The following is a 13,302-nucleotide window of genomic DNA, read 5'->3' on the forward strand; positions in this document are numbered from 1 at the left end:
GGCGCAACGTCAGCGACCGGACCGACCACGACCACAAACCCATACACATCACCATTTGACCAATATGGCACAGGGACGTATTCAAGGAAGCGAATTGCAGATTGTCGCCGACAGTCTGATTAAGGACGATCATCGAGCCTGGTACCCTGACCCAAGAGAAGGCACGGGACGCATGGAGGTCTCTTCTTCGGGGCCGGGCAGGATACCGATTCCGGATGCGGCCGGGTGCCTGGCGGATTGTATCGATATCAGGAAGACCATCAGAGTGTTTCCAACATCCTCGTTGGCGACACGCCAATCGTGGAAGCGTTGATCCTCGGTGCATGATTGAGTAGTAAGTAATGGTAAGCAAGTAGTAGTCAGTGGTAAGTAGTAGGTAGTGAAGTATTGTAAGTACACGGCTGTGGTCTGCCTAGGTGTTTGTTGATTCATTGATAGCGGGACCGGAGTTGTGCAGACCTTCGGTGGTCGACGGGACCGGGCAGGTGATAACGCTCGGAACGGTCGGTATATTGCCGAAACACAGGATGGGTATTCTGTAGTCGTATTGTTCATGCCGGTTCTGATCGGCGTGGTAGCAGGCGGAGCGGCCTGTATTCATATGTCCCCTGTCAACGGACTCAAGTCAACATTACACACCAGTTCCGGTGGACCTCAACCAACTTACGATTTCTTGTAAAGGAGGTTGGGCGATGGAGACCGGATTCAGGAAGTCGCTGATTGGGTATTTGCTCAATCGTCGCGATTTCGTTCGTGGATCGGAGCTCTCTGCTGCTCTCAAGGTGTCGACCAAGACCATCTCCCGGGCCGTCAGACAGATCAACCAACAAAGCGGTCAGCATGAACTCATTGAGGCCAAGCGCGGTCGTGGGTACCGGTTGCGCAATCCGGAAGCCGTTTCCTTCGGTGATGTAGGATGCGCCATGGGCGATGCCAATGTCGATGTCAGCCGTCTTTCATCCATTGAACGTCGCGACGAAATCGTCAAGCGTCTGTTGATTACGGCACCACAGAAGTATCGGATGAGCGAGCTGTGGGCGAAGTACTATATCGGCGACTCCTCCATGGCCACTGACTTGCGCGCGCTGCGCCTGATGCTGGGCAGGTTTCGTCTGTCTTTGGAACGGGTCAGCGGGTATGTCTGGGTCGAGGGTGCCGAAGCGGATATCCGTCGGGCCATCAGCAGCCTGTTCGTCGATGAGGGGGACCTTGCAAATCATCAGTTTATGCAACCCAACCAGAGCATAGAGCAGCGCGATGCCGCTTTCGTTAACAAGCAGCTCGATCTGATTGAGGAATTGATCCATGCGGAGATTCCCTATCCTTACCGGGTCAACATCTTCACCCACCTCTACATACTCATAGAACGCTTTCGTAGGGTGGGTTCCCTGATGGAGGATACGACCTGCCCGGAGGGTTATGGCGGTCCGGAGGAGCATTCCAAGGTCATGGACGTATGCCGCTCCGTGATCGAAAACGTCAAAATGTACCTGGACGCGGACCTTCCCGATGCCGAGATCTACTACCTCTACCAGTACCTGACCTCTTCAAGGATCGAAGGCGGCCTGTCGACCCCGGCCGAGATTCCCGAAGAGGTACGCTCGGCCACCCAGTATCTGATCGAGCAGGTGGCTCTTGATCCCCGCTATGGCGATATCGACAACCGGGAGTTGTTCTCCGGTCTGGCCAAGCACATGAAGCCCCTCCTGAATCGGCTGCAGAACAAGATCAAGGTCAACAACAATCTCTTGGAGCAGATCCGTCTGGAGTACCCCCACCTTTTCCGGACGGTCCAGGATGCCACGAAACGGTTGGAGGAGCGTTTCGGCCTGAACCACATCGACGAGGAGGAAGTCGGGTTCATCACGGTCTATTTTGCGCAGGCAGTCGAGAACCTGCGCATGCCGGTCAACATCCTACTGGTCTGCACCACTGGTCTGGGCACGGCACAGCTGCTCCGCTCCAAGATAGAGCGTCGGTTCTCAGACCTGAACATCGTGGAGACGGTGGCGGTCAAGGACATTGACGCCGTCTTGGACAGGCACCCTGAAATCAGCCTGATCGTCTCGACCGTTGGTCTTCCCGAGAGCCTGACCATGCCCACGCTTGTTGTCAGCGCCATGCTGACCATCGAGGATCAGGAACGCCTTGAGCGCACGGCCGATCAGATTCGCAGCGGGGAGGCTGGCCGATGAGAGCGATCACGGAGTGGGATCCCGATCTGGGTATGACGCCGGTTGATGTCTTCGGGTTCTTCGACTGGGCGACGGACCGCCTGCGCGGTATGGGATTGGTCAGGGATCCGGACCGACTCCGGGAACAGCTCATGGCCCGTGAAGCCGCCGGCAGTACCTTGGTCGATACCGACCTGGCCAACCCCCATGCGCAGACATCCGAAGTCCGCGGATGCCTCCTCTTCTACACCAAACTGCGTGACCCCATTCAGCGTTGGGATGGCAGGCATGACGTGGACCGGATTTTGATCACCCTCCTGCCGGAGGAACCCGAAGGCGAGGACATGGCGAGATTGCGGATGCTTTATCGGCATATGGCCGATGAGGTCTTCATGAAGGTGCTCCAGGCGGGCACGGATAGAGATGTTCAGCAGATATTACTGACAGAAGGGAAATGATTGTGGATTCAGCATCACTCAGTGAGGCGATCGACACACGGACAGTGGTCACCGGGCTCAAGGCCGATACCAAGGAAGAGGTATTCGAGGACCTGGCTCAACGACTGCATGATGCCGGATATATAGATTCGGTGGATGAATTCCTCAAAGCCCTCCATGAGCGTGAGGCCCAGGGTGCCACGGGCATTGGCGAGCACGTGGCCATACCCCATGGCAGGAGTGACACGGTGAAGAGGAATGGCGTGGCCATTGCCATCCTCGATCACGAAATCGAGTGGGAATCGCTGGACGATACCGGTGCCAAGGTGGTCGTTCTCTTCGCGGTCGGCGCAGATGACGAGGGTTCCAAACGGCATCTTCAACTGCTTTCCGAATTCGCACGCAAGCTTGCCAAGGCCGACGTTGTCCATGACCTCCTCCAGGCATCCAGCCAGGACCAGGTCGTAGCGGCCCTGACCAAATGATGTATCGCATATACATACAAAAAGAGAAGGAGTAATCAATCATGAAGATCGTTGGGGTGACTGCGTGCACCATCGGTATTGCGCACACATATCTGGCCCAGCAGAAGCTGGAGGATGCCGCCAAGGCCGCAGGTGACGACATCAAGATTGAAACCCAGGGCACCATCGGCATCGAGAACGCCCTGACGGCGGAGGACATCGAACAGGCGGATGTGGTCATCCTGGCCGTTGATGTCAAGATCGCAGACGAGGAGCGTTTCAAGGGGAAGAAAGTGGTCAAGGTCTCCACGGAAACCGCCATCAAGTCCCCCAACAAGCTCATCGCCAAGCTTCACGAAATCGCCGGAAAGTGAATCAAGCGGACGCAACCATGCGGACAAGGAAGTCATCATGAAACAATTTATGAAGAAGGCCAACTTCAAGGGCCACCTACTGACCGCCATCTCCTACATGATCCCGATTGTATGTGGTGCCGGCTTCATCATCGCCATCGGTATGGCCTTCGGCGGCAAGGCCCAGGACAGTCTGGTCATGGGGAAGTTCGACTTCTTCCAGGCCTTGGCCACACTGGGCGGTAAGGCCCTTGGCCTTTTGCCCGTCATCATCGCCACCGGCATCGCCTTCTCGATTGCAGGCAAGCCCGGCATCGCGCCCGGCTTCGTGACCGGCCTGGCGGCGGTGGCCATCAGCGCCGGTTTCATCGGAGGCATCATCGGCGGATACATCGGAGGCTGGCTGGCCTTCGCCGTACTCAGGTATGTCAAGGTACCGAGTTGGGCCAAGGGACTCATGCCCACCCTGATCGTGCCCTTCCTGGCATCCCTCCTGAGCGGCCTGATCATGGTCTATATCGTTGGTACCCCTGTGGCCTGGTTCACCACTTGGCTGACCAACCTGTTGACCAGCATGAACGGTGCCTCCAACCTGATCTTCGGTGGTGTCCTGGGCGCGCTCAGCATCGTCGATTTCGGCGGCCCCATCAACAAGACGGCCTTCGCCTTCGCCCTGACCCTTCAGGCCCAGGGCATCAACGGCCCCGTCACCGCCCTCCAGTTGACCAACACCGCAACCCCCATCGGCTTCGGTTTCGCCTACCTGGTGGCCAAGCTCCTGCGCAAGCGGATCTACACCCATGAAGAGGTCGAGACCTTGAAGTCGGCCGTGCCCATGGGCGTGGTCAACATCGTCGAAGGCTCGATCCCCATCGTCATGAATGACCTGGTCAGGGGCATCGTGGCCGCCGGTCTCGGTGGCATGTGCGAGGGGGCCATCCTCATGTCCCTCTCCGACGGCAAGGGTGCCACCGTTCCCTTCGGAGGCTTCCTGATGCTGCCGACCATGGGTGCCAAGTGGTGGGTCGGTCTCCTGGCCATCGCCGCCAACATTCTGGTGACCGGTATCGTCTACGCCCTGATCAAGAAGAACATCCCCGAAGGTGCCGATGAGCCCGTGGCCGCCGGAGCCGAGGATGAAGAGGATCTGAACCTGGACGATATCCAGGTAATGTAAACCAACCTAAGGAAATGCAATCCAAATGACAGCAACAAGCGCACAGACACTGGCCACGCGTTCGCGGCGGATCCAACTGGCCCCCTCGCTGATGACCATGGATCTGGACCGGTTCAGGGAGCAGATCGGCTTCCTGAACAGCAGGGTCAACCTCTACCACATCGATATCATGGATGGTCACTTCGTGCCCAACATCACCCTGTCGCCGTGGTTCATCGAGCAGACGCGCAAGATCTCCGATCTGCCCATGTCGGCCCATCTGATGGTGACCGACGCCCCCTTCTGGGTCCAGCAGCTGATTGACATCAAGTGCGAGATGATCTGCATTCCGGTCGAGGTCTCCAACGGGGTGGCCTTCCGGTTGATCGACCAGATCCACGATGCCGGTCTCAAGGCCGGCATGGTGCTCAACCCGGAGACCCCGGTCGAGACCATCCTGCCCTATATCGACCTGTTGGACAAGGTCACCATCATGACCATCGATCCGGGGTTCGCCGGGCAGCGCTTCCTGTCCGTCTGCCTGGACAAGATCGTCCAGCTGCGCAAGATGCGAGACGAACACGGTTACGGTTATCAGATCGAGATGGACGGGTCCACCAACCTGGCTCACTGGAAGCTGATTTCGGATGCGGACCCGGACATCTACGTAATCGGCCGCTCCGGCCTGTTCGGCCTGACCGAACGGATCGAGGACTCCTGGAATCAGATGGTCCGCGAATATGAGGAATCCACGGGCTACCGGTTCGACAACGGCTGTTACGTCAGCCAGAACTGAGGAGGAAACCATGGCAACTGAATTCACCTTTACCATTTCCGATCCTGAGGGCATGCATGCCAGGCCCGCTGGAAGGCTGGTCGAGGAGGCGCAGAAGTACCGGTCCTCCATCATTTTGGATGACAATGGCACCACGGCGGACGCCAAGCGCATCTTTGCGGTCATGGCCTTGGGGGCGAAGCAGGGCGACGTGATTGACGTGACCGTCGATGGTCCGGACCAGGACAAGGCAGCCGAGGAACTCCAGGCCTTCTTCAAGGAGAATCTATGAGGGAGCTGAAAGGTACCGGCGTCTCGGCCGGCATCGCCATCGGCCCCATCAAGGTACTGGAGGAGGCCGGTCAGGTGGAACGTCGCACGGTTGACGACCCCCAGGCCGAAATTGAGCGCTTCCACCAGGCTCAGCAGGTCTCCATGGACCAGCTGGCCAAGCTTCGCGAGGATACCGCAGCCAGAATCGGCGAGGACAAGGCTGAACTCTTCGACACCCACCGGCTCATGCTCAAGGATCCGGATTATGTGGAGGGGATCGAGGGGCAGATCCGGTCGGACAAGGTCAACGCCGAGTTCGCAGTGGATGCCACCGCGCAGAGGTTTGCTGATATGTTCGCCGCCATGGACTCCCCGTATATGCAGGCCCGGGCGGCCGATGTGAAGGATGTCTCCCGGCGACTGATCGATAATCTGGGTTCAGGGGTCCAGGCAGGGCAACAGGACCAGGCGACCATCATCATGGCTTCCGACCTGGCCCCCAGCCAGACCGCACAGATGGACCCCTCCCAGGTGCTCGGCTTCGCCACCAGCCAGGGCTCGGCCAACTCGCATACTGCCATCCTGGCCAGGACCATGGGGTTGCCGGCCGTCATCGGCCTTGGTCAGAGTCCCAGGCCCGAGGACCAGGGGCTGACCGCCATTGTGGATGGCAGCCAGGGCCTGGTGCTGATCGACCCTGACAAAGAGACCCTGGGGTCCTATGAGGCCCGGCAGCGGGAGTACCGGGAACGCATGCAGCGTCTCCAGGAACTCAAGGGCAAGCCCACCAGGACCAAGGAGGGCCAGGAGGTCCATCTTTACGCAAACATCGGGAGGCCTTCGGACCTGGATGCGGTAGAAGCCAACGATGCCGAGGGGGTCGGTCTCTTCCGCAGCGAGTTCCTCTACCTGGAAAGCGATGACTTCCCGACTGAGGAGTTCCAGTTCCAGGCCTATAAGGAGGTCGCCCAGCGGATGGGTGACAAGCCGGTCATCATCCGCACCTTGGATATCGGTGCCGACAAGCAGGTCGGGTACTTCGGTCTGAAGCAGGAGGCCAATCCTGCCCTGGGATACCGGGCCATCCGCATCTGCCTGACCAGGCCGGAGATCTTCAAGGTGCAGCTCAGGGCCATCCTGCGGGCTTCCGCCTTCGGTAACATCGCGATCATGCTCCCCATGATCACCTCCACCACCGAGGTCGACCAGGCCAGGGTCATCATCGATCAGGTCAAGAGTGAGTTGCGTGGTAAGGGTGTGGACTTCAGAGAGGATATCCAGGTGGGTATCATGATCGAGACCCCGGCCTCGGTCATCATGGCTCCCGAGTTGGCCCGAAAGGTGGACTTCTTCTCCATCGGGACCAACGATCTGACCCAATACACCCTGGCATGCGACCGACAGAATCCAAATCTCGGGCAGTTCGCCGACCCGCACTCGCCGGCGGTTCTGCGCATGATTCACATGACCGTGGACGCGGCCCACCGTGCCGGCATCTGGTGTGGCATATGTGGTGAGCTGGGTGCTGATCGGGCTCTGACCAAGACCTTCCTGGAGGACGGTCTGGACGAACTGTCGGTATCTCCGGCAAGTGTCCTGCCGGTCAGGGAGGCCATTCGCTCCCGCTGATTGCGATATTCGGATTGAGAGCCGGGAAACCCCTGATTCGAATCAAATCCCAATGGGGACTTCTTGACGGAGGTCCCCATTCTCATATTCGGCAAACGGTCGTCAGTTCGGGTTCCGCGCATTCGCAGTGATTCATCAAACCAAGGGGCAGCCGTCGGATCAGATTCGTCCAGACGGTTATGTGTCTGATTGATGTGGCGTTTCCCGCCGGATGCAGGGTGGGAGTAAGGGCCAACCCTTCCTTCTCGGTTCGTCAAATCGATGATGCGGGTACATCCCTGACGGGTAGGACAAGGCTCCTGCTGGCTTGGTAGGGGTCCTGATTCCCGGCGGCTGCCTCCATCTGCCGGCAGAGGTTGGACGCGGCCTGCTCGCCCAGTGCCGTCGGGTCCTGTTCCAGCAGGTAAATGCCTTTCTGCACATATCGGGACCACTCCCAGTCGTCGAAACTGACCAGGCCGAGGTCATCGGGGAAGTTCAGTTTCAGTCGCTTCAGGGATGTCAGCGTCTGGAAGAGGAGTGGCCCCATCAGTGATACCAGCAGGGTTCGCGATCCGGCCTTCTGTTCGGACCCACCGATCTCATCGCACAGTCTATCGTCGAGCCAGTTTGCATCGTGATCGCCAACTTCGATGCGTATCGCCCGCTTCTTGAGTGCCTGGGCGGCCCTGGTGAATCCGTCGGCGCGGATGGTCTGGGCGGATATCTGACTCATGACCCGGGTAAGGACGACCACCTTGTCGTAGCCCTCCGACAGCAGGCGGGACCCCAGGGAGAAACAGGAGTCGAAGTTGTCGCTGGTGACCTTGCTGATGTGGTGGGGCTGGTCGTCTATCTCCCTGTCGACCATGACCAGGGGGAGCTGTGAATCGGTGATGGTCTCATAGTTCCTGAAGTCCCGAGCGTCCGGCTGGATGATCAGCCCGTCGACCTGCTGGGACTGGAGACGGGTGATTTCGTCCCTTTCCTGGTCAACGGAATTGTTGGAGTTCATCAGCATGACATCATATCCCGCTGGTTGCAGGACGTTGTAGATTCCCTTGAAGAGCAGGGAGGAGAAGACGTTGGAAATGTCGCCGACAATGACGCCTACGATCATGCTCTGACGGCGCCTCATCTGCCTGGCCGAGGCACGGGGTGAATAATGCAACCTGTCGATTGTGGTCTGGATGCGTGTGCGCGTCTCTGCACTCATCTTGCCGTAGTTGCCATTGATGAAACGGGAGACGGTGGTAACGGATACACCTGTTTCGTGAGCGATGTCCGTTATGGTGGCTTTGCCCATTCCGTCCTCCTGGAGCCTTACGGCGCGATGGTTCTATACGTCTCAGGCTAGCCCATTTGTTGGATTGATCGGTTGGCCGCCCGGTTATCCTGTCTCGGTGAGGCGATCCGATTTGACATAGTGAAGGGTGTCATGTATACCTTTAGGTAATCGATACACCTATGGAAACGGAGTAGTTTTAATAGTATAGGTTATCGATAACCTATAGATACTGCGCTATGTCGGCCGGGGCCCATGCGGCCTGCCGACCCTGAGCCGAGGGAAAGGAAAGTCCATGGTGGACGAGGACTTCTCGTTGAAGAGCTTTGACCTGACCGATAAGGTCATCATCATCACAGGTGGGGCCAGTGGACTTGGGGAGTACTACACCCAAGCCGTCACCCAGGTAGGGGCCGATGTCCTGGTCGTCTCCGACACCGAGACCAATTGGGGGAAAACGGAGACATACGTGAAGGCCCATGGACGACGGGTCGTCTTCCTCAGGCAGGACATCACCGAGGACGGGGCCGCTGACAAGGTGGTCGACACCGCCCTGAAGGAGTTCGGCAGGATTGATGTGCTGATCAACAACGCCGGTATGCAGCGCCGTCACCCCCTGGAGGAATTCCCGGACGAGGACTGGCGTGCGGTGATTGACCTGAACCTGAACGCCCTGTACTACCTTTCCCACGAGGTCGCCAAGGTGATGATGAAGCAACGGTCGGGCAAGATCATCAACGTGGGTTCCATGCAGTCCTACAGGGCCGGCAAATTCATCTTCCCCTATGCGGCCAGTAAGCATGCGGTCCTGGGGCTGACCAGGGCCTACGCGGATGCCCTGGCCCCCTATAACGTCCAGGTCAACGGCATAGCCCCCGGATACATCAATACCCCCATGACCAAGGCCCTGCAGGAGGATCCCGTCCGCAGTGTCGAGATTCGCGACCACATCCCCGCTGGGCATTGGGGTGAGCCCGTGGAGCTCAAGGGAACCATGGTCTTCCTCTGCTCCAAGGCCTCCGACTACGTGACCGGTGTGATGATTCCCGTGGACGGTGGATACCTTCTGCGTTGATCATGCCCGACCGGGGAATTGCGATATCAGCCCGGTCGAGGCCCTTGCCCGCCCCCGGAGTCGATGCAGATCCCGGGTTTCACAGGGTGTGATTGTCATCAAATCCGAAAGAGCATCTCATGAAACTTCTCATAGTCGCCTGCGCCGTCGCAGTGCTCATATTTCTTATCGTCAAGGTCAAACTCAACACTTTCGTCTCCCTTGTCATCACCTCGATCCTCGCGGCCTTGGTCCTGCAAATACCGCCCGACAAGATTCCCACCACCATTGAAACGGGTATAGGCGGACAGCTGGGCCATTTGGCCATCATCTTTGGATTCGGCTCCATGCTGGGGAAACTGGTTTCCGATTCCGGCGGCGGCCACCGCATCGCCATGACCCTGATCAACCGGTTCGGGCGCAAACGAATCCAGATAGCAGTCGTTCTCGCCTCCTTCATCGTCGGTCTCGCCCTCTTCTTCGAGGTTGGACTGGTCGTCCTTCTCCCCATTATTTTCGTCATCGCCCGGGAGCTGGACATGCCCCTGATGTACCTGGGCATTCCCATGGCTGCCACCCTCAACGTGACCCATGCCTTTCTGCCACCCCACCCCGCGCCGACGGCCATCACAGCCACTCTGGGAGCCAATATGGGTCAGGTGCTGATCTACGGCATCATCGTCTCCATTCCCACGGTGATTGTGGCAGGCCCACTCTTCAATTCCTTCCTGCACAAGGTGTGCCCCTCCATATACCACAAGAACATTGATGTGGCCGTTCTGGGGGATTTCAGGGAATTCGAGGAGAAGGATACTCCCCGCTTCTGGATCAGCGTCCTGACTTCCATGATGCCGGTCATCCTGATTGCCGTGGCTACCATCTGCTCCTTCGTCCTGCCCAAGGCCACCCTGGTAGGCAGGGTTGTAGCTTTCATCGGGGCCCCGGATATTGCCATGCTGCTCTCCCTCTGCTTCGCCGTCTGGTCTATGGGATATGCGCGTGGCAAGCGGATGCCCGAAATCGCGGGTTCGATGGCTGAATCCGTCAAGCAGATCGCCATGATGCTCCTTATCATCGGTGGCGGTGGTGCCTTCAAGCAGGTCCTGGTAGATGGAGGCATATCCGATTACATATCCACCATGTTCGCCAACATCAACATGCCTCCCCTGATTGCCGCCTGGTTGGTGGCGGCGGTTCTCAGGGTCTGCCTGGGTTCCGCAACCGTCGCGTCCCTGACCGCCGCAGGCCTTGTGGCACCCCTGATGGCCATGTCGCCGGTCAACCCGGCACTGATGGTTCTGGCCGTGGGCGCCGGTTCGGTTGTGGCTGATCATGTTAACGATGCGGGCTTCTGGATGATCAAGGAGTACTTCGGTCTCAGTCTCAAGGAGACCTTCATGTCATGGACCTCGGTGACCACGGTCCTTTCCGTGACGGGTCTGGCTTCCGTCCTTTTGCTCTCGCTGGTGGTCTGAACGGAAGCCAGTGCCTCTGTATGGCACAGGATCGGATCATCCCCTGAGGGACTGGTCCTGTGCCGGCTGGGAGGTGAGTGTGAGGATCTCATCCAGTCGGGCCGGCGACCTGGTCAGTTCATAGGCGGCCCCAAGCGGTTCCAGGGCCTCCTTCACTGTGTTCTCGTCGGCATCGATGGCGCGGAGCGCGCGTCCGTGAGCCCGCTAAGTTCGTTGTACTGCAACATTTAATAATGGCTTTGTCTCACCTGACTACGATTACGGTAGTATATAGAATTCAAATGCAACGAAGATAATGCAATATCCGTCAAATAGCTATTGTGTTTCACGATAAGTTCAGTCATTTGTTCAAGTTCTTACCCTCTGATTTCCTCGTTATCATGGGTAGAGGAATCGATTCCCCTTGCAGCAGTCCTGTGGGCGGCACGGATAAGGAGGGACCCGTGGAATTACGACTTCTCCGGTACTTCTCGGTGATTGCCCAAGAGGGGAGTATCACGGCGGCTGCTGAGCGTTTGCAAATCACGCAACCCACACTGAGCCGGCAACTGAAGTCTTTGGAAGATGAGCTGGGGGCCAAGCTCGTGATTCGTGACCAGCGTCAACTCACGCTAACCCCTGCAGGCCGCTTCCTGCAGAACAGGGCAGACGAGATACTGCAACTGACCCATGACACCGTCACTGAATTTGAATCAAGCCAAAGCCGGCTGTTCACCGGTCGGATATCAATCGGGGCGGTCGAGGCCATGGGTTCGGACACTTTGGCAAGGGTCGTTGAAGGGTTCTTCAGACGTCATCCCTTGGTCTCCTTCAATATAATCAGCGGGTCGAGCGACATAATCATTGATCAGCTTGACAAGGGACTCTTGGATATGGCCATTCTCCTGGAACCGGTGAATGTTGGCCGATATGCCTCACTCCCGATGCCGGAAGAGGAGAACTGGGGATTCCAGGTGTCTGATCGTTCCCCGCTTGCGGAAAAGTCCGTATTGACCAGAGCCGACGTTCTTTCAAGTCCCTTACTGGTTCCCAGCAGGGATGGGATTCCCGAAATGCTGGCAGAGTGGGCGCAGACCCCGATTCATGGACTTCATATCGTCGGGAGCTTTAACCTCATCTTCAACGTACTGCCCCTGGTCAGGGACGGGATGGGCGCTGCTCTTACCCTTGAGGGGTCAACAGTCAATCGTAACCCGTCTGGAACGCGGTTCCTGGCCCTCGAGCCGGCCAAGACCACCCGCTGTCTCTTCGTATGGCGTAAGGAACGGATGCTGAGTCCTGCAGCGGAAGAGTTCATCGAGTATTTCCGGTCAGCTGTCTCAGAATGATTCAGCTCAACTGGACTGGGTGCAGCTTTATGAAATGAGCATTAATGGGGCGGCGTGTGGCCATCAGTAGAGAATCACCCATGAAGTGATGCTCTACATGGTCAACCGCTCATCAACCAGACGATTGCGCCCAACGGACAGTCTCTTCAGGATGTGCTCTGTCTGCAAGACCCCAGGTGCAGGTCCCACTATGAGGAAGAGGCCGGTTTCGATTTCGTCCGGAGATAGAAGCCGGTCCAAGTCCGCAAGGGTGAAACGATGGTCCTGCCTGTCCAAGCGGCAGTCCGCGTGGTTACTGAGCAAGGTGTCCAGCTCATCCTTGAATATTTCGGATTCCTCCTCATGGACACTCCACAATAGGTGGATTGATCGCCTTCCCTGGTATGTCTCGGCCAATCCAATCAGAGGTGATATACCGACCCCCATTCCCAGCAGGATCAATGGTCTGTCTGCGGGGAAGGGGGAGACAAACCGGTCGAACTGACCGAAAGGACCTTCCAAAAACACTGCAGAGTCCAGAGGAACGGTCTCAAGGAGATTGGTATAGTCCCCCGCGGCTTTGACGGTGAAGGTGGCGAGGCGGGGGTCGACTTCTTGCTGGGCCCGGGTGACCGAGAAGGGATGCTGTTCGCCGGTCAGACCAACGGAGCGTGGGAAACTGACGAAGTAGAAATCACCCGGTTTCCAGTCCTTTGCCTGGGGTCCCAACACGATGGCAATTCGTCGGATGCCTGGAGCGAGCTCGCGGTTCTCCACCAGCCGTCCCTGACGTTTAGGTGAGGTAGGGGCGATCAACTTACCCCAGATATAGATGCTCAGCGCCAGAACCGTATAAGCGTCAAAAAACAGGATGAAGGGTGTATTACTCCTGATGCGGGGAATGACGTGCACGTGGATCCATATAAGAGCGATGGCCACCA

13 protein-coding genes are annotated in these 13,302 nt (G+C 57.8%); 11 read left to right on the forward strand and 2 right to left on the reverse strand.

All coding sequences use genetic code 11. The annotated features are described in order from the left end of the window. Positions 1 to 692: 692 nt before the first annotated feature. Genes Q0K62_RS07180 through ptsP form a run of 8 tightly spaced genes read left to right on the forward strand, consistent with a single transcriptional unit; the run spans position 693 to position 7,261 of the window. Positions 693 to 2,195 (forward strand): PRD domain-containing protein, encoded by a 1,503-nt coding sequence (locus Q0K62_RS07180; RefSeq protein ID WP_297317295.1) that lies wholly within the window; start codon positions 693 to 695, stop codon positions 2,193 to 2,195. Continuing rightward, positions 2,192 to 2,632 carry a PTS sugar transporter subunit IIA gene (locus tag Q0K62_RS07185; protein WP_297317296.1) on the forward strand — a complete coding sequence of 147 codons (441 nt, stop codon included), beginning with the start codon at positions 2,192 to 2,194 and terminating at the stop codon, positions 2,630 to 2,632. Before Q0K62_RS07180 ends, Q0K62_RS07185 begins: the two co-directional genes overlap by 4 nt. After that, the gene (locus tag Q0K62_RS07190; RefSeq protein WP_297317297.1) at positions 2,629 to 3,096 is read left to right on the forward strand and encodes a fructose PTS transporter subunit IIA; all 468 of its coding nucleotides are present in this window, start codon (positions 2,629 to 2,631) and stop codon (positions 3,094 to 3,096) included. The genes Q0K62_RS07185 and Q0K62_RS07190 overlap by 4 nt, the downstream gene beginning before the upstream one ends. Positions 3,097 to 3,137: 41 nt before the next feature. Then, the gene (locus tag Q0K62_RS07195; RefSeq protein WP_297317298.1) at positions 3,138 to 3,449 is read left to right on the forward strand and encodes a PTS fructose transporter subunit IIB; all 312 of its coding nucleotides are present in this window, start codon (positions 3,138 to 3,140) and stop codon (positions 3,447 to 3,449) included. A 37-nt stretch (positions 3,450 to 3,486) separates the two neighbouring features. Then, positions 3,487 to 4,605, forward strand: a complete 1,119-nt coding sequence (locus tag Q0K62_RS07200; protein ID WP_297317299.1) for a PTS fructose transporter subunit IIC — start codon at positions 3,487 to 3,489, stop codon at positions 4,603 to 4,605. Positions 4,606 to 4,630: 25 nt separating this feature from the next. Beyond that, complete coding sequence (gene alsE / locus Q0K62_RS07205) at positions 4,631 to 5,380, forward strand: D-allulose 6-phosphate 3-epimerase (RefSeq protein ID WP_267444871.1); 750 nt, start codon at positions 4,631 to 4,633, stop codon at positions 5,378 to 5,380. Between the two features lie 10 nt (positions 5,381 to 5,390). After that, positions 5,391 to 5,651, forward strand: coding sequence for an HPr family phosphocarrier protein (locus Q0K62_RS07210; RefSeq protein WP_267430931.1), 261 nt, complete (start codon positions 5,391 to 5,393; stop codon positions 5,649 to 5,651). Next, a complete protein-coding gene (ptsP, locus tag Q0K62_RS07215) occupies positions 5,648 to 7,261 on the forward strand; it encodes a phosphoenolpyruvate--protein phosphotransferase (RefSeq protein WP_297317300.1) in 1,614 nt (537 codons plus the stop codon). Before Q0K62_RS07210 ends, ptsP begins: the two co-directional genes overlap by 4 nt. A 253-nt stretch (positions 7,262 to 7,514) precedes the next feature. On the opposite strand, the gene Q0K62_RS07220 is transcribed toward ptsP, so the two are convergent. Then, positions 7,515 to 8,546, reverse strand: coding sequence for a LacI family DNA-binding transcriptional regulator (locus tag Q0K62_RS07220; protein WP_297317301.1), 1,032 nt, complete (start codon positions 8,544 to 8,546; stop codon positions 7,515 to 7,517). Positions 8,547 to 8,820: 274 nt separating this feature from the next. Here Q0K62_RS07220 and Q0K62_RS07225 point away from each other — a divergent pair, with 274 nt between their 5' ends. The 3 genes from Q0K62_RS07225 to Q0K62_RS07235 all read left to right on the forward strand — a co-directional run bounded on the left by Q0K62_RS07225 (position 8,821) and on the right by Q0K62_RS07235 (position 12,382). Next, positions 8,821 to 9,600 carry an SDR family NAD(P)-dependent oxidoreductase gene (locus Q0K62_RS07225; RefSeq protein WP_297317302.1) on the forward strand — a complete coding sequence of 260 codons (780 nt, stop codon included), beginning with the start codon at positions 8,821 to 8,823 and terminating at the stop codon, positions 9,598 to 9,600. 119 nt (positions 9,601 to 9,719) lie between these two features. After that, the gene (locus Q0K62_RS07230) at positions 9,720 to 11,054 is read left to right on the forward strand and encodes a gluconate:H+ symporter (RefSeq protein ID WP_297317303.1); all 1,335 of its coding nucleotides are present in this window, start codon (positions 9,720 to 9,722) and stop codon (positions 11,052 to 11,054) included. A 443-nt stretch (positions 11,055 to 11,497) separates the two neighbouring features. After that, positions 11,498 to 12,382: a LysR family transcriptional regulator gene (locus tag Q0K62_RS07235; RefSeq protein ID WP_297317304.1), complete on the forward strand. Its 885-nt coding sequence runs from the start codon at positions 11,498 to 11,500 to the stop codon at positions 12,380 to 12,382. A 93-nt stretch (positions 12,383 to 12,475) separates the two neighbouring features. On the opposite strand, the gene Q0K62_RS07240 is transcribed toward Q0K62_RS07235, so the two are convergent. Then, the coding region (locus tag Q0K62_RS07240; RefSeq protein WP_297317305.1) for a hypothetical protein at positions 12,476 to 13,302 on the reverse strand (827 nt) is incomplete at its 5' end.

The sequence above is a fragment of the uncultured Bifidobacterium sp. genome (genome assembly GCF_945269915.1).
GTDB lineage: Bacteria > Actinomycetota > Actinomycetes > Actinomycetales > Bifidobacteriaceae > Bombiscardovia > Bombiscardovia indica.